Source organism: Halopseudomonas nanhaiensis (assembly GCF_020025155.1).
Classification (GTDB): domain Bacteria; phylum Pseudomonadota; class Gammaproteobacteria; order Pseudomonadales; family Pseudomonadaceae; genus Halopseudomonas; species Halopseudomonas nanhaiensis.
Genome location: NZ_CP073751.1, coordinates 1,627,208 through 1,644,423, shown reverse-complemented (window position 1 = coordinate 1,644,423; position 17,216 = coordinate 1,627,208). Strand labels below are relative to the sequence as shown.

Annotated in this window: 13 protein-coding genes; 8 read left to right on the top strand and 5 right to left on the bottom strand. The window is 60.5% G+C overall.

What is annotated here, in order from left to right; all coding sequences use genetic code 11:
• Window positions 1–8: 8 nt before the first annotated feature.
• From KEM63_RS07390 to KEM63_RS07380, 3 genes are all read left to right on the top strand, one after another.
• Complete coding sequence (locus KEM63_RS07390; protein ID WP_223655547.1) at window positions 9–2,303, top strand: TonB-dependent receptor; 2,295 nt, start codon at window positions 9–11, stop codon at window positions 2,301–2,303.
• Between the two features lie 65 nt (window positions 2,304–2,368).
• A complete protein-coding gene (locus tag KEM63_RS07385) occupies window positions 2,369–3,478 on the top strand; it encodes an alpha-hydroxy acid oxidase (protein ID WP_223655546.1) in 1,110 nt (369 codons plus the stop codon).
• A complete protein-coding gene (locus KEM63_RS07380) occupies window positions 3,472–4,155 on the top strand; it encodes a Fe2+-dependent dioxygenase (RefSeq protein WP_223655545.1) in 684 nt (227 codons plus the stop codon). Before KEM63_RS07385 ends, KEM63_RS07380 begins: the two co-directional genes overlap by 7 nt.
• 484 nt (window positions 4,156–4,639) lie before the next feature.
• Here KEM63_RS07380 and KEM63_RS07375 read toward each other — a convergent pair whose 3' ends face one another.
• Genes KEM63_RS07375 through KEM63_RS07365 form a run of 3 tightly spaced genes read right to left on the bottom strand, consistent with a single transcriptional unit; the run spans window position 4,640 to window position 7,155 of the window.
• On the bottom strand, window positions 4,640–5,818 hold the full coding sequence (locus KEM63_RS07375) for a vWA domain-containing protein (protein ID WP_223655544.1): 1,179 nt from the start codon (window positions 5,816–5,818) through the stop codon (window positions 4,640–4,642).
• Window positions 5,819–5,872: 54 nt separating this feature from the next.
• On the bottom strand, window positions 5,873–6,271 hold the full coding sequence (locus tag KEM63_RS07370; RefSeq protein ID WP_223655841.1) for a GFA family protein: 399 nt from the start codon (window positions 6,269–6,271) through the stop codon (window positions 5,873–5,875).
• A gap of 38 nt (window positions 6,272–6,309) precedes the next feature.
• Window positions 6,310–7,155: an AAA family ATPase gene (locus tag KEM63_RS07365; RefSeq protein ID WP_223655542.1), complete on the bottom strand. Its 846-nt coding sequence runs from the start codon at window positions 7,153–7,155 to the stop codon at window positions 6,310–6,312.
• 234 nt (window positions 7,156–7,389) lie between these two features.
• On the opposite strand from KEM63_RS07365, the gene cysK reads away from it, so the two are divergent.
• The 4 genes from cysK to KEM63_RS07345 all read left to right on the top strand — a co-directional run bounded on the left by cysK (window position 7,390) and on the right by KEM63_RS07345 (window position 11,508).
• Window positions 7,390–8,364: a cysteine synthase A gene (gene cysK / locus KEM63_RS07360; protein ID WP_223655541.1), complete on the top strand. Its 975-nt coding sequence runs from the start codon at window positions 7,390–7,392 to the stop codon at window positions 8,362–8,364.
• 153 nt (window positions 8,365–8,517) lie between these two features.
• Window positions 8,518–10,242: a bifunctional isocitrate dehydrogenase kinase/phosphatase gene (aceK, locus tag KEM63_RS07355; RefSeq protein WP_223655540.1), complete on the top strand. Its 1,725-nt coding sequence runs from the start codon at window positions 8,518–8,520 to the stop codon at window positions 10,240–10,242.
• 273 nt (window positions 10,243–10,515) lie between these two features.
• On the top strand, window positions 10,516–10,722 hold the full coding sequence (locus KEM63_RS07350) for a cold-shock protein (RefSeq protein ID WP_036989629.1): 207 nt from the start codon (window positions 10,516–10,518) through the stop codon (window positions 10,720–10,722).
• Window positions 10,723–10,926: 204 nt separating this feature from the next.
• Window positions 10,927–11,508, top strand: a complete 582-nt coding sequence (locus tag KEM63_RS07345) for a TetR/AcrR family transcriptional regulator (protein WP_223655539.1) — start codon at window positions 10,927–10,929, stop codon at window positions 11,506–11,508.
• On the opposite strand, the gene KEM63_RS07340 is transcribed toward KEM63_RS07345, so the two are convergent.
• Window positions 11,509–11,907: an MFS transporter gene (locus KEM63_RS07340; protein WP_223655538.1), complete on the bottom strand. Its 399-nt coding sequence runs from the start codon at window positions 11,905–11,907 to the stop codon at window positions 11,509–11,511.
• A 68-nt stretch (window positions 11,908–11,975) separates the two neighbouring features.
• Between KEM63_RS07340 and KEM63_RS07335 the strand changes: the two genes are divergently transcribed.
• Window positions 11,976–13,997, top strand: a complete 2,022-nt coding sequence (locus KEM63_RS07335) for a S9 family peptidase (RefSeq protein ID WP_223655537.1) — start codon at window positions 11,976–11,978, stop codon at window positions 13,995–13,997.
• A 117-nt stretch (window positions 13,998–14,114) separates the two neighbouring features.
• Here the strand turns inward: KEM63_RS07335 and KEM63_RS07330 are convergent, their stop codons facing one another.
• Window positions 14,115–17,216, bottom strand: a complete 3,102-nt coding sequence (locus KEM63_RS07330; protein WP_223655536.1) for an efflux RND transporter permease subunit — start codon at window positions 17,214–17,216, stop codon at window positions 14,115–14,117.

Sequence of the window (17,216 nt, the reverse complement as noted above, 5' to 3'; positions counted from 1 at the left end):
AGAACAGAATGTCTGCGAACCAAGCTAAATCCTTGCGCCCTCTGAGCCTGCGCCACCCGGCCAAGCCTGCCTTTGGTGCCCATAGCGCTCTTGCACTGAGCATTTCCGCCGCCCTCTGCAGCCCCCTTGCCATGGCGCAGGAAGAAGAGACCTTCGAACTGGACACGCTGCAGATCGAAGAGCGCACCATCGACACCAACCCCTACGCCGAGCCGGGCGCGCCGTACAAGGCGAAGTACTCCGGCGACAAGCGCAAGGTCAAGCCGCTGGCCGAGACTCCGCAGACCATTACTGTTCTGACCCAGACCCAGATCAAGGATTCGGGCAAGGATGACCTGAAGGAAATCCTCGCCGCACAGCCTGGCCTGACACTGGGTACCGGCGAGAACGGCAACGCCTTTGGCGACCGCTACATCATCCGTGGCCACGAGGCGCGCAGCGACGTGTTCGTCGATGGCCTGCGCGACCCGGGCATGACCACCCGTGAAGTGTTCGCCCTCGAGCAGGTGGAAATCACCAAAGGACCGAGCTCCACCTTTGCCGGTCGTGGCTCCACCGGTGGCGCCGTAAACGGTGTGACCAAGCAGGCCAGCACCGAGTACGGCTTCAACAAGGTCGAAGGCGGCCTGGGCACCGACGACTACCGGCGTGCGACGCTGGACAGCAACATCGTCCTGACCGACGACATCGCCGTTCGCCTGAACCTGCTGCATGCCTACCGCGACGTGCCGGACCGCGAACCTGCGGATCGCGAGCGTAACGGTATCGCCCTGGCCGGCGCCTGGCAGGCGACCGAGCAGCTGGACTTCAAGGGCGACTACTACTTCCTTGAAGCGAAGGACACGCCGGACCTTGGTTCGTACCTTGATGGCAACAACAAGCCCAACGACGACATCCCGGTCTATCTGCAGAAGAGCGACTTCCTCGAGTCCGACGTCGAAGTCTTCACCTTCCGCGTAGGCTACGATTTCACCGATAACCTGCGGCTTGAAAATGCCACGCGCTACGGCACCACCGAGAACGGCTATATCGTCACAGGCGCACGGGGCAATACTGACCTGGTCACCGGCACACCGACCATCGGTCTGAGCACTCACAACGGTTGGCAGGAGGTGGATTACTTCGCCAACATCACCAACCTGTATTTCGATACCGAGCTCGCCGGCAAGCAGAACCAGTTCGTATTCAGCACCGAGTACAGCAAGCACGACGTGGCTAACGGGCGCTATGCGATTGCCAACAACGGTGCGACGAACTGCGTACTGCCGGGACGCTTCGGTTCCTCACCTGGCTATTGCATCATTGCTCCAGATGGCAGCGAAGTGGCCAATATCGACGAGCTGATCCAGCGCAGCTACGCGAAGGGCAATCAGACCACCGACTATTCCATCGATACCATTTCAGTATCGGTCATGGACACCATCGATCTGACGGACAATTGGATCCTGGCGGCGGGCGTGCGTGCCGATCGTTTTGACTACACCAACATCGTTACCGCCAACAATGGTACCGACACCAAGTACGATTACTCCGACACCCTGTGGAACGGCCACGTTGGCCTGACCTACAAGATCAACGAGTACGGCAACGTCTACGCCACCTACAGCACCGCTGCAGAGATCAATGGTGGCGAGTCGGACGTGGGCGGCAACTGCGGCTACGGCGGGCTGTGCGGTAGCGCCGAAATCATCGGTGAGAGCAAGCCCGAGAAGTCGGAAAACTGGGAAATCGGCACCAAGTGGAACGTGATGGACGAGAAGCTGCTGCTGACCGCCGCTGCTTTCCACATCACCAAGGACGACGTCATGGAAGGCGCGGACTACGAGACCACCGGCACGCTGAACACTGGCAAGAATCGCGTACATGGCGTTGAAGTCAGCGCGGCCGGCAACATCACCGACCGCCTGAGCACCGTTTTTGGCGCTACGGTGATGAACGCAAAGGTGGTAGAGAGTTTCAACGAAGCCAGCGAAGGCGGCACCCTCGCGCAGTTTGCTGACAAGAGCATGTACCTGCAGTTGCGCTATCAGCTGACGCCGGCACTGGCCATCGGAACAGCCGGAACCTACCGCAGCGAGGTCTATTCAGGCCAGCCTGATGCCGCTGCCAGCGATCGGCATGTGCCTTCGTACACCGTCTACGATGCGTTCGCCAACTACGAGTTCACCGAGAGCCTCTCAGCTCGCCTGAACGTCAACAACGTCACCAACGAAGATTACTACCTCGCTTCGTACCGTAGCGGCTCGTTCGCCTATATCGGTGACCGTCGCAACGCCCGTCTGACCCTGGCCTACGAATTCTGATTCGTGCCAGGCGGGCACCGGTGATATCGTCACCGGTGCCCGCCGGGTCTACGCCAGGAACCATGATGACCGCATTACCTCCGCTGGATCACATTCCAGCCGATATTCTTTCAGCTGCCGATTATGAACAACGTGCGGCTGACCATATTGCCCCACCTACACTGGCCTGGCTGGCTGGTGGCAGTGGCGACGAACACACCTTGCGGGCCAATCGCAGCGCCTTCCACGACCTGCGCATCGTGCCTCGCCTGCTCACTGATTTCAGCAAGGCGTGCACGCGCGTACATCTCCTCGGGACTCCGCTCGGCCACCCCATACTGCTTGCCCCGCTCGGCCATCAGCGCCTTCTGCACGCTGATGGCGAGACGGCCTGCGCCCGTGCAGCGGCTGCGACCGGTTGCGGCTTTGTCTGCAGCACTCTCAGCTCCCTGAGCCTGGAAGACATCGCGGCCGCGACTGACGAACCCAAGTGGTTTCAGCTGTATTTCCAACCCCGACGTAACGACACGCTCGCCCTGCTCCGCCGTGCCGAGGCGGCAGGCTACCGTGCCATCGTCGTCACCCTGGATACGCCGGTGCAGCCATTGAGCCGGCGCGCACAGCGTGCGGGTTTTCGTTTTCCGGGTGACACTCCGGCCAATCTTGCTGCGTTTGCACCACCACTACAGGTAGCACTCGAACCCGGGCAAAGCATCGTGCTGCACGGCATGATGTCCGAAGCGCCGCACTGGGATGACCTGGCCTGGCTGATCGAGCAGAGCCGGCTGCCGATCGTGGCCAAGGGTGTATCACATCCTGATGACGCCAGACGATTGCGCGATCTCGGCGTGGCCGGGCAGATCGTATCCAACCATGGCGGTCGCGCCCTGGATGGCTCCCCTTCGACCCTGTCCAGGCTGCCGGTTCTCCGCGCAGCGCTTGGTCAGGCGTATCCGTTGCTGGTGGACGGCGGCGTACGTAGCGGAACCGACATATTCAAGGCGCTGGCCTGGGGCGCCGATGCGGTGCTGGTTGGCCGACTTCAGGGCTATGCGCTTGCACTGGTAGGTGCATTGGGCGTTGCGCACATGCTCAAGCTGCTGCGCGACGAACTGGAGCTGTGCATGGCTCAGGCCGGCACGCCTACACTGGCTGACATTACGGCCGACTGCCTTGTTGGAGACGTGACATGTTGATCACCCTGGACAACGTACTGAGCAAGGACGAGGTTCGGCAGTTTCGTGCACACCTTGACCGCGCCGAATGGCAGGATGGATTGAAAACGGCTGGCACGCTGGCTGCAGGTGTGAAGCAGAACCAACAGCTCGATGAGAGTGCAGGAATCGCTATCGAGCTGGGTAACCACATTCTCCGCCGCCTGGGTGGGCACCCGCTGTTCATTTCCGCCGCGTTGCCGGAAAAGATCTACCCACCCAAGTTCAACCGCTATAGCGGTGGCGGGCACTACGGGGCGCATGTCGACGGGGCGGTAATGCCGCTGCCGGGTAGTCATGGCACGCTGCGAAGCGATCTATCGGCCACCCTGTTCCTCTGTGAGCCGGAGGAATATGACGGCGGTGAGCTGACCATCGAGACCGCCTTTGGCGCGCAGCAGGTCAAGCTGGAGGCAGGCGACATGGTGCTGTATCCGTCGTCCAGCCTGCACCGGGTAGAGCCCGTAACGCGAGGGGCGCGGGTCTGTTCGTTCTTCTGGATCCAGAGCATGGTGCGCGACGATGGCAAGCGGACCCTGCTGTTTGATCTCGACCAATCGATTCAGTCGCTGACGCCCCAACAGGCGAAGGGAGACCCCGATATTCTCCAGTTGACCGGGGTGTATCATAACCTGCTACGGCGCTGGGCGGAGGTCTGAGCGCAATTCCTGCGGGATGGTTTCCGGCGACGATAGAGGCAGATTCTGCTTCGCGCCCAGGTGCGCTCCTACATCGACATCCGATCAGCCCCGACCTGTAGGAGCGGGCATGACCGCGAAGGGTTGTGGATTCTGCTTCGCGCCCAGGTGCGCTCCTACATCGACCCCGATGTAGCCCCGACTTGTAGGAGCGGGCATGACCGCGAAGGGTTTGTGGATTCTGCTTCGCGCCCGGGTGCGCTCCTACATCGACGCCTATTCAGCCCCGCCCTGTAGGAGCGGGCATGACCGCGAAGGGTCTGTGGATTCTGCTTCGCGCCCAGGTGCGCTCCTACATCAAGCCCCGATCAGCCCCGCCCTGTATGACCGCGAAGGGTTTGTGGATTCTGCTTCGCGCCCGGGTGCGCTCCTACGGCGACACCCGATGTAGCCCGCCCTGTAGGAGCGGGCATGACCGCGAAGGGTTTCGCTGCCCGCTTGACCATTACTTGGACAAAAACTTCATGCCGTCTTCCAGACCCTGCAGGGTCAGGGGAAACATCCGGTCCTCGACCAGATCACGAATGATCCGGGTAGAGGTGGTGTAATCCCAGGTGTCGCGCGGATACGGGTTGATCCAGATAAGCTTCTTGTACTTCTCCATGAAACGCTGGATCCACACGTGACCCGCCTCTTCGTTCCAATGCTCAACGCTTCCGCCCGGCTGGGTGATCTCGTAGGGCGCCATCGCCGCATCGCCGACGAACACGACCTTGTAGTCAGGCCCGTACTTGTGCAGCAGGTCGATGGTCGGCGTCCGCTCGGCCGTTCGGCGCAGGTTGTTCTTCCACACCGACTCATACACGCAGTTATGGAAGTAGAAGTACTCCAGATGCTTGAACTCTGTCCGGCACGCGGAAAACAGCTCCTCACACACCTTGATGTGCGCATCCATCGAACCGCCAATGTCGAACAGCAGCAGCAGCTTCACTGCATTGCGCCGCTCCGGACGCATCTGGATGTTCAGCAGCCCAGCGTCCCGCGCGGTATGGTCGATAGTGCCATCGATGTCGAGTTCATCGGGCGAGCCCTGGCGGGCGAACTTGCGCAGGCGGCGTAGCGCTACCTTGATATTCCGGGTGCCCAGCTCGACTGAATCATCGAGGTTCTTGTATTCGCGCTGGTCCCATACCTTGGCCGCCCTGCCCTGGCGTTTCCCTGCATCACCGACGCGAATCCCCTCGGGGTTGTAGCCACCCGATCCGAATGGGCTGGTACCGCCTGTGCCGATCCATTTGTTGCCGCCGGCATGCTTTTCCTTCTGCTCTTCGAGACGCTTCTTGAATTCTTCAATCAGCTTGTCGAGGCCGCCAAGGGACTGAATCTTGGCCTTCTCCTCGTCAGTGAGCATCTTCTCGAACTCCTTGCGCAACCAGTCCTCGGGGATCATAGCCTCGATCAGCTGGTTCAGGTCCTGCAACCCGTTGAAGTAGGCACCGAACGCGCGGTCAAACTTGTCGAAGTGGCGCTCGTCCTTGACCATGATCGTGCGCGACAGGTAGTAGAACTCGTCCATGTCCGCGAAGACCACGTGATGCTTCAGCGCATTGATCAGGTCGAGCAGTTCCCGGACCGATACCGGCACCTTGGCGGCGCGCATTTCATTAAACAGGCCAAGCAGCATTGTTACGGAACCTCTGAGTGCGCCGAGACATCGGCGCGCTTTTGATTGATGAGATCAGATATCTTCGTGGTGCTGGGGCAAGCCGTCGCGTATCTCATACCAGTCTGCCCTGGACGCCACGAAGATGTGCGCCTGCGGGGGTACTCCCAACGCCGAGTCGAGGGTGCCGGCGGCGACGCCCAGCTCCGTCTCGCGACTGTCGACAAACTGCAGGTTAGCGCCGCAGTGCCTGCAGAAAGTACGTGTTACCGTCTCGGACGAGTGAAACGCGGCGACCGCATCCTTGCCTTCGGTGACATGAAAAGCATCCAACGGCACACCGACGTACGACGCGAAGGCAGCACCGTGCGCCTTGCGGCACATACTGCAATGACAGTGGGTGAGGCTCGAAATTGGCGCATCGATACGGTACTTCACCGCGCCGCACAGGCAGCTTCCGGTCAGCATATCAATCCTCCTGTTCAACCCCACCCCACTGCAGCGCGGGTACGTTAGCGGTTCTGACGACGGGTCATGAACGCCAGGCGCTCAAGCAACTGCACGTCCTGTTCGTTCTTCAGCAGTGCGCCATATAGCGGGGGGATGGCCTTGGTCGGGTCGCGATCACGCAGAACGGCTTCGGGGATCTGGTCGGCCATCAGCAACTTGAGCCAGTCGACCAGTTCGGAGGTCGACGGCTTCTTTTTCAGACCCGGAACCTTGCGCACGTCGAAGAAGATGTCCATCGATTCGGCCACCAGTTCCTTGCTGATGTCCGGGAAGTGAACGTTGACGATCTTCTGCATTGTCTCGCGGTCCGGGAAGGCGATGTAATGGAAGAAGCAGCGGCGCAGAAAGGCGTCGGGCAGTTCCTTTTCGTTGTTAGAGGTAATGATGATGATCGGGCGTTGCTTGGCCCGGATCGTTTCATTGGTCTCGTAAACGTAGAACTCCATCTTGTCGAGTTCCTGCAACAGATCGTTGGGGAACTCGATATCGGCCTTGTCGATCTCGTCAATCAACAGGATGGCGCGCTGATCGGACTCGAACGCCTCCCACAGCTTGCCCTTCTTGATGTAATTGCGAATGTCGTGAACCTTGTCATCGCCCATCTGCGAGTCACGCAGGCGACTCACCGCGTCGTACTCGTACAGGCCCTGATGCGCTTTGGTGGTCGACTTGATGTGCCAGGTGATCAGGTTGGCGCCCAGCGACTCGGCCAGCTGTTCGGCGAGCATGGTCTTGCCGGTGCCCGGCTCACCCTTGACCAGTAACGGACGCTGCAGGGTAATGGCTGCGTTGACCGCCAGCTTGAGGTCGTCGGTTGCGACATACGACTGAGTGCCTTCGAATTTCATCTGAATATGTTCCTTGGACGACAGCCCGGCAGGCCAGGCGATTCATGAAAACGGGAAAAAAGCACTATAGCGTGCCCCCGAATCGGGTGTAAACGAACGGGGATATTCACAATCCTGATACACAGCCGCATGCCCCATCAGCCGGCGCAGACGTTTGTTCACGGCCCGCTTGCAGCTGACCGTCAGCGGCTTTACGCTGAATGGCCCTGGCATTGCCACATGGAGCCTTCAGACATGACCCGCATCTTCGCCGACAATTCCCAGTCGATCGGCAATACACCGCTGGTACGCATCAACCGACTCGCGCCCAAGGGCGTGACCATTCTGGCCAAGATCGAAGGCCGTAACCCGGCGTATTCGGTCAAGTGCCGCATTGGCGCAGGCATGGTGTGGGACGCCGAATCGACCGGCAAGCTGAAACCGGGCATGACGATAGTCGAGCCGACTTCCGGCAATACCGGCATTGGTCTGGCATTCGTCGCGGCCAGCCGGGGCTACAAGCTGATACTCACCATGCCGGCGTCGATGAGCCTGGAGCGCCGCAAGGTTCTGAAGGCGCTCGGCGCTGAACTGGTGCTCACAGAGCCAGCCAAGGGGATGAAGGGCGCGATCGAGAAAGCGCGCGAGATCGCCGAGAGCGATACGTCGCACTACCTGCTGCTGCAGCAGTTCGAGAACCCGTCAAATCCGGCGATTCACGAGAAGACCACGGGACCGGAAATCTGGAACGATACCGACGGGGCCATCGATGTGCTGGTCGCTGGCGTCGGTACTGGCGGCACCATCACCGGTGTTTCCCGTTATATAAAGAAGACGCAGGGCAAACAGATCCTGTCCGTTGCGGTAGAGCCGGTCGGCTCGCCGGTGATCACCCAGACGATGGCTGGTGAAGAGGTCAAGCCCAGCCCGCACAAGATTCAGGGCATCGGCGCGGGCTTCGTGCCGGGCAACCTCGATCTGGACATGGTCGATCGGGTCGAGCAGGTGACCGACGACGAGTCCAAGGACATGGCACTGCGTCTGATGCGCGAGGAAGGCATTCTCTGTGGTATCTCGTGCGGCGCAGCGATGGCCGCAGCGGTGCGCCTGGCGCAGGATCCGTCGATGCAGAACAAGACCATCGTTGTGGTACTGCCCGACTCGGGCGAACGGTATTTGTCGACCATGCTCTTCGCTGATCTGTTCAGCGACCAGGAAAACCTGCCCTAGGATCGTGCGGCGTTCCGGCGTACCGGCGCTAAGCGCCTGTCGCCGGACCGCACACACAGAAGGGCCCGCATTACTACTACGCACGGCCACTTCCGCGAGCCAGGCAATCTGGCTATGCTGCCGGCTGATTCTTCAACCAGACGCAGCCTTTCCATGCCCAACAGCTTCGAACGCATTGCCCAATATATTCTCGACGGGTTCGATGATTACCGGACCCGCTTCCGTCAGCTGACGCTCGGTGCTCGGGTCCGCTTCGAGCAGGCGCGCTGGACCGACATTCAGGATGCCTCGACCGCCCGTATCAATCTCTACGAAGAATGTGTCGATCTGACCACCGACAGTCTCGCTGCGACTGAAGGCAACGAGGCGATCATGGATGTCAGCAGCTGGCCGGGAATCCGCCAGGCCTATATAGAGCTGATCGACCAGCGTTTCGATGGCGAATTGGGTGAGACCTGGTTCAACTCGATCTTCTGCCGGCTGCACCAGCATGACGACATCAGTGATGAAACCATGTTCGTGCACAGCACCCGACCGGTTACCCGTCCGCCGTCCCACATCCCGTTGACCCGCGGATTCATTTCCGGCGGCTCACTGGATGATCTGGCCGGACAGATTCTCGATGAGTTCGCCTTCGACGTGCCCTGGGAAGACTACTCGCGCGACCGCAAGCTGGTGGTCGATCAGCTGGAACAGGGCCTGCCGGACTGGGCCAGACTCGATAGCGACCTGACGGCGGAGATGATTCAGGCAGTTTTCTACCGCAACAAGGGTGCCTACCTGGTCGGCCGGCTCATCAGCCACGGGGAGCAATGGCCCTTCGTGCTGGCGCTGGTTCACAAGGAGAATCAGGGGATCAGCGTGGATACGCTCATCACCGACGAATCGGAGGTGTCGATCATCTTCTCCTTCACCCGCTCCTATTTCATGGTCGACGCACCGGTGCCCTGCGAGGTGGTCAGCTTCATCAAGCGGCTGCTGCCGGGCAAGCACATCGCCGAGCTATACACGGCGATCGGCTTCTACAAGCAGGGCAAATCGGAGTTCTACCGCTCGCTGATCGATCACCTTGCCAACAACGATGATCGATTCATGATGGCGCCGGGTGTACGCGGCATGGTGATGAGCGTGTTCACCCTCCCCGGCTTCAACACGGTGTTCAAGATCATCAAGGACCGTTTTGCACCGTCGAAGAACATCGAACGCTCCACCGTCATCGAGAAGTATCGTCTGGTGAAGCGTCACGACCGCGTGGGCCGGATGGCCGATACGCAGGAGTTCTCGGACTTTCGTTTTCCGCGCGACAAGTTCGAGCCCGAGTGTCTGGCAGAACTGCTGGAAGTCGCCGCCTCGACGGTGATCGAGGAAGGCGACGTGATCCTTATTCGCCACTGCTGGACCGAGCGGCGGATGATCCCGCTGAATATCTACCTGGAAAATGCCAGCGAAACGCAGACCCGCGAGGCGCTCTACGATTACGGCAAGTCGATCAAGGAACTGGCTGCTGCCAACATCTTTCCGGGCGACATGCTGTTGAAGAATTTCGGCGTTACCCGCCACGGGCGGGTGGTGTTCTATGACTATGACGAGATCAGCTACCTGACCGAGGTGAATTTCCGCCATATCCCCGAACCGATGTATCCCGAGCAGGAGATGTCGGGAGAGCCCTGGTACTCGGTAGGCCCGAACGACGTGTTCCCGGAAGAATTCCCGGTCTTCCTGTTCGCCGATATCAAGCATCGCCGGCTGTTTTCGAGCATGCATGGCGAGCTGTTCGACGCCGGTTACTGGAAGGGGATGCAGGACAAGATCCGCGCCGGGCTGGTGATCGACGTATACCCCTATCGGCGCTCGAAACCTGAGAAAAAAGAGGCGTAAAGCCTGTCAATGAAAATATCCGACGAAAGGGATGTGTTTTTTCAAAACTGACGTATACTGAATTTCGTCCATCCGGAGCCTGACCATCGACAGCCAGCGATTGCTTGACATGTTCGGTCTTAAGGCGCAGAGTGGGCGCGTAGGTTTTCAAGATAGAGTTGTAGGCTGCAAGCGCACTGTCCAGTACGTAAGTTTGTCATTCTCGCAATCTTTGATTCCCGCGCTAAATTGAGCACAAGCTCAAGTATTTCAATTTGATAGGAATTATCAGAAATGGCAACTGGTACAGTTAAGTGGTTCAACGACACTAAAGGCTTCGGCTTCATTACTCCGGACGGCGGCGGTGACGATCTGTTTGCCCACTTCTCCGAGATCAAGGTTCAGGGCTTCAAGTCCCTTGCCGAGAACCAGAAGGTGTCTTTCGACATCACTACTGGTCCGAAGGGCAAGCAAGCTGCGAACATTCAAATCATCGGTTAATTCCGATATTTGATAAAAAACCCGGCCTCGGTCGGGTTTTTTTATGCCCGCGATTTGCTTCCACCCTTCTCCTCGGCGCTGGCAAAAAACGCTCGCCTGCGCAGCCTGTAAATCGTACCCTATGCCGATTCGTAGTGGGTGCAGCACACCGGCAATAGCCGGTCGCGACCGACTCTAACCAGACGTCCGGAAGGGGTTTTCGCAGTGGACAACAATCAAGCACAGAAGGCTAACGACTCGCTCCGGCTCACGATATTCCGCGCCGCCGAAGCCATCGTAAGCGAGCAAGGCGCCTCTCAGCTGAGCTTCACCAGTCTCAGCGAGCGGACCGGCACCGACGAAGCAACCTTGCGCGGCATGTTTCCCGATCGCGAAGCGCTGCTGGTTGCCATGATCGAACACCGCCTGGAACGTTTCCGCGTTCGCTGGGGCGCCTACGAAAGCGTTCTTCCCGACGAGCCCATGCGCGAGCTGAAGGCGTTGCTGCTCAGTAATCTCAGTGAGTCCAGCGAAGAGAAGAACCTCGATTCGGCGATTTTCGCCGCGGCGGCCAGCAATCCGGCATTACTGCAAACCACCGCTGATGACGTGCAGGGATTGTTCGACATTCTCGCCAAATCCCCACTGGGGCTGGCCCAGGCGAGCATCCTGTTCTTTTCCGTACGAGGCTATCGCCTGTTCGAACAGATCGGCATCTGCCCGATGACCGACGAGCAGCGCACCGAATTCCAGGAGCAGATCATGCGTCTTGCCCGTACCTTGTACGAGCAGGGCAACGAGAAGTAATCAGCGGGCAGCCGGGCCTGAGGCCTGGCTCGGCTCCTGGTCTGCATCACCCGTGCGGCCTCGCCAGTGTTGCCAGGCCGCCCTCAGGCAAGCCAGCCCAACGTAGGCCAACAGCGCGATGACCAGTGTCAGCGACAGGTCTCCAAGCATGCGCGCCTGATTGCTACCCGTATCGAACAACGTATCAAGCAGCCAGACGATGAATGCCGGGGCCATTTCAGGCTGCATCGGTTCGACTTCGGCCGGAGTAAACAGCAGGACTGCCATTGCGATCACCAGCGGCTCACGCACGAACCACCAGCCAATCCAGCGCGTCATGCGCCACCAGACCAGCAGCCCGCCCGCGGCCGCGGCGAGATAGACGATCCAGACGATCTGGTATTCCTGTTCGTTGAACATCGAGCGATAACCGGGGTTGGCTGTGCGAGCCGCTATAATACTGGTTTTATCCGAGGAGTCCCAACACGATGCCACCTGTAGCTCGCCGTGACACAGCAGCTGATCCCTACGCCTGGCTGGAACAACGTGACGCCCCGGAGGTGATAGCCCACCTCGAAGCAGAGAACCGGCACACCGAAGCCTGGCTGGCAGCCCACGATGACCGTCGCGACGCGCTGTTCAATGAAATCCGTAGCCGCATACGTGAAACCGACCTTTCACTCCCGGCCATCTGGCAGGGCTGGCTCTATTATCAGCGGACCGAAGCCGGCGCCGAATATCCTCGCTACTACCGCTGCCGGCAGGCGGAACCGTACAGCCTCGAAATCGACGCCGAGACCGAGAGGCTGCTACTGGACCTCAACGAACTGGCTGGCGACGGCTTCCTCCAGTTGGGCGACTTTGCCATCAGTCCGGACCACCGCTGGCTGGCCTACAGTGTCGATCGTCAGGGCGACGAGATCTACACCCTGCATCTGAAGGAGCTGGCAACCGGAGACGTCCTCACACTGCCCCTCGACCGTGCCGATGGCAGCCTGACCTGGGCCAATGACAGCCAGACAGTATTCGCGGTAAGCATGGATGAAGCGTCGCGCCCGAGCACGCTGTGGCGCCTGAGCCGCACCGAACCCCCGCAGGAGGTTTTCCACGAGCCCGACCAGCGTTTTCTGCTTCACGTCTATCGCAGCAGTTCCGAGCAGTGGCTACTGGCGAGCAGCGCGAGCAAGAACACCAGCGAAGTTCGACTGCTTGATGCCAGCGAGCCGACTGGCGAATGGCGGCTGATCAGCGCGCGTTCGACCGGACATGAGTACCACGTCGATCACGGACCGGACGGCCTGGTGATCCGCAGTAATGCTGATGGTGAGAACTTCGCGCTGTATGGCGCCGACCCGCTGCATCCCGAACAGACTGCCTGGAAGCTGCTGCGCGGCGTCGACCCACAACGCACTCTGGAAGACTTCTCCCTGCAGCAGAAAGCACGCGTGCTGCACTATCGTGATCAGGGCCTGGTAACACTCGAGGTACAGCCTGCCGGCGGCGATGCCTATCCGCTGAGCATGCCTGATGCGGTGTACAGCCTGCGCGCGCAGGGCGGGGAGGATTACCAGAGTGACCGCTTGCGTATCCGATACGAATCGCTGAACCGGCCAGCCGAAATCCGCGCATTGAGCCTTGCCAGTGGCGAACAGACCGTGCTCAAGCGAACCCCCGTCGAAGGCAGCTTCAGTGCCGAGGATTATCACGTCGAGCGGCGCTGGGCCGTGGCGCCTGATGGTACGCGTGTGCCGATGAGCCTGGTCGGCCGGCCCGAGGCGTTCACCCACCCTGCCCCGCTGTATCTGTACGGCTATGGCTCCTACGGCGCAAGCATGGACCCCTGGTTCTCCCACGCGCGACTGTCACTGCTCGACCGTGGCTGGATATTTGCCATCGCGCATATTCGCGGCGGCGCCGACATGGGAGAAGCCTGGTATCAGGCGGGCAAGCTGGAGCACAAACACAACACCTTCACGGACTTCATCGCCTGTGCCGAAGAGCTGGTAACCAGTCAGGTGACCAGCACTGATCGGCTGGTAATCGCCGGCGGGAGCGCGGGCGGACTGTTGATCGGCAACGTGATCAACCAGCGTCCGGAGCTGTTCGCTGCCGCCGTAGCAGACGTTCCCTTCGTTGATGTCTGGAATACGATGAACAATCCGGATCTGCCGCTGACCATTGGCGAGTACGAGGAATGGGGCGACCCGAACGAGCCGGAGGTGGCCGAACGGATCCGCGGCTATGCGCCGTACGAGCAGGTCAGGCAGCAGGCCTATCCGGCCCTCTTCGTCACGGCCGGTTATCACGATATGCGCGTGCAGTATTGGGAGGCGGCAAAGTGGGTCGCCAAGCTGCGTCATATCAAGACGGACGACAACCCCTTGTTACTGAGAACGCAGATGTCGGCAGGACACGGCGGAGCCAGTGGCAGGTATCAGGCCATTCGAGAGCTGGCAGAGGAGTACAGCTTTCTGCTGTCGGTCATCACCGCGTGGCAGTCTGGGAGCTGACGGCGGAGCCAGACAGGAGAGTCTGCCCCCCTCGCCGGCGGCGCGCTTCCACAGGATGAGCGTGCATCAGCGCACGTCCTGTGGGCACTACCCAGCGCGGTTACCGGGCCTGATTGCTCAGGCCTTGTGCTTGAAGCCCCTCTGTTCCAGCAGCATGTAGAACACCGGTACGAAGATCAGCGCCAGGGTACTGGCTGCAATCATGCCGCCCACCACCACGGTTCCTATTTCCTGCCGGCTGACCGCACCGGCGCCAGTACTGAATGCAAGTGGCATGCTGCCGATGATGAAGGTCAGTGCGGTCATCATGATCGCGCGGAAACGCTGGCGGGCGGCGGTCAATGCCGCATCGAAGGGCGCCATGCCCTGCTTCCGGTTCTGCGCTGCAAATTCGACGATCAGAATCGCGTTCTTCGCGGCCAGACCGATCAGCACGAGCAAACCTACCTGGAAGTAGATGTCATTGGGGAAACCGCGCAGCATCGATGCGATGACCGCGCCGAACACCCCGAACGGAATCGCTGTCGCCACCGCCAGGGGCAGACTCCAACGTTCGTACTGCGCTGCCAGGATCAGAAACACCATGATGATGCCAAGGGCGAAGGCGATGCCACCGGCCGAAGCGGAATCGACGATCTGATACGCCTCGCCAATCCAGCCGAGCTGGGATTGATCGTCCAGCGCCTCGATGCTTACTTCCTGCAACGCCGCCAGCGCCGCCGCAGTGTTGTAGCCCGGACCCGGATCAGCGGTGATCTTGGTCGCCTGATACAGGTTGAAGCGGCTGACGCTATCGATACCCTGCGTCTGTACCAGGTTGACTACGCTGCTGAGCGGAACCAGCTCGCCACTGCCGGAGCGAACGAATATGCGGCGCAGATCGTCCGGATGGCTGCGGAAGTCGCCCTCGGCCTGCATGTTGACCTGCCAGTTTCGGCCCTGAAGGGTGAAGTCATTGACGTAAAGCGCGCCGAAGGTACTGCGCATGGTGGTGAAGATGTCGTTGATGGCAATGCCCATCGCCTTCGCCTTGTCCCAGTCCACCTTGGCCTCGAAACGCGGCACACCGATGTTCACGGCGGCGCGGACGTTGCTGAGTTCGGGCCGCTCGCGCGCGGCTGCAAGCAGCTTGTCCGCCTGCTCCTTCAAAGCCGCGGGGTCGTTATCGCCACGTACCTGCAGATAACCTTCGACACCACCGGTAAGCGAGAGCCCGAGAATCGGCGGCGGCACGAAAGCCATGACATTGGCCTCCTGTATGCCGGCGCCCAGCCCCATGATCTTGCCCGCGACAGCCTGGGCACTGTGCTCCGGACCCGGCCGGTCGTCCCAGTCGATCAGCGACACGAAGCCTACGCCCGTATTGGTCTTCAGCCCCCGATTGAGAATGTCGAAGCCGGCAAAGGCGGTGATACCACGGACTTCGTCCAGGTCGACCACCTGCTGCGCCAGCTCGTCACGCACTGTCTCGGTACGGCCAAGCGCGGACACCGGCGGCAGCTGGAAAACGGTAATCAGAAAGCCCTGATCCTCCTGCGGCACCAGGCCGCCGGCCATGCGGTTGAGCAGGAACACCGTCGAGCCGATGAGCACCGCGAAAAGCACCAGCGAGATCACCGCGTGGCGCAGCATCCAGCCTACCGTGGCAGCGAAGCCGTCGGTGAGCTTGTCGAAGCTGTTGTTGAACCAGGCGAAGTAGCGGGAGGGCTCGGTTTCTTCACGGCTCAGCAGCAGCGCACACATGACCGGGCTGAGCGTCAGCGCCACGACGCCCGACAACAATACCGATACCGCGATCGTGATGGCGAACTGGCGATACAGCTCCCCGCTCAAGCCACCCAGAAAGGCTACCGGGGCGAACACGGCCACCAGCACCAGTGTCGAGCCCACCACTGCACCTGACACCTGCTGCACCGTCTTGCTGGCAGCCTCGTACGCAGACAGTCCTTCTTCCTTGATCAGCCGCTCGGCGTTTTCCATCACGATGATGGCGTTGTCGACCACCACCCCGATCGCCAGGATCAACCCGAACAGCGTCAGCAGATTGACCGAGAAACCGAGCAGGCTCATGCCGGCGAAAGTGCCGATCAGCGAGACCGGAATGGCTACCAGCGGGATCAGTGTGGCTTTCAGATGCTGCAGAAACAGAAATGTCACCAGCACCACCAGCGCCAGCGCCTGGACAAAGGTGATGATCACTTCACGTATCGACACGTCGATGAAGCGAGTCGTGTCGTAGGGTATATCGAAGCGCAGATCGCCGGGAAAGCGGTCGGAAAGGTCGTTCATCGCTTCGCGAACCGCTTCGGCAGTATCCAGCGCGTTGGCGCCCGGCTGCATGTACACCCCGATCGGCACCGCCGCCTTGGCGTTGAACGTTGCGGTGAAGTCGTAGCTCTGAGCGCCCAGCTCCGCTCTGGCAACATCACCCAGGCGCAAGGTGCGTCCGTCGGCATCGCTGCGCAGAATGATGCGTTCGAAATCGTCCGGCGAAACCATCCGGCCCGGCGTACTGACGCTGAAAGTGAAGGCCTGGTCAGGCGGAGCCGGCTGAGCGCCAATCCGGCCAGCCGCGAACTGAGCGTTCTGCTCGCGCAGCGCCGCAGCGACATCGCTCGGCGTCAGACCGTACTCGGCCAGCTTGTCGGGTCGCAGCCAGATGCGCATGGAGTAATCCTGTGCACCAAACAGCGCAGCATCACCGACGCCCGGAAGCCGAACCAGTTCATCCAATACGTTGAGCAGCGCATAGTTGCTGATAGCCAATGTGCCGAGCTGTTCGGTTTCCGACGACAGCGTGATCACCTGCAGCAGCGACGTGGAACGCGCCTGCACCGTCACGCCAAGGTCGCGCACCTCCTGCGGCAGCTTGGCCGTGGCACGCTGCACACGGTTGTTGACGTCGATGGTCGCCTGATCCGGATCCGTACCGATACTGAAGGAGATGGTCAACTGCATGGCGCCGGAGTCGGCCGCGTACGATTCCATGTAGAGCATGTCATCGACGCCGTTGATTGCCTGTTCAAGCGGGGCGGAGACGGTATCGGCGATCACCTGGGCACTGGCGCCGGGATAGGTTGCCTGCACCACGATTTGCGGCGGCACTACTTCGGGATACTGCTCCACGGGCAATTGCCAGAGCGACGCGCCGCCGCCGATCAGAATCAGGATCGAGAGAACGGTCGAAAAGATGGGACGGTCGATAAAGAACTGGAACAT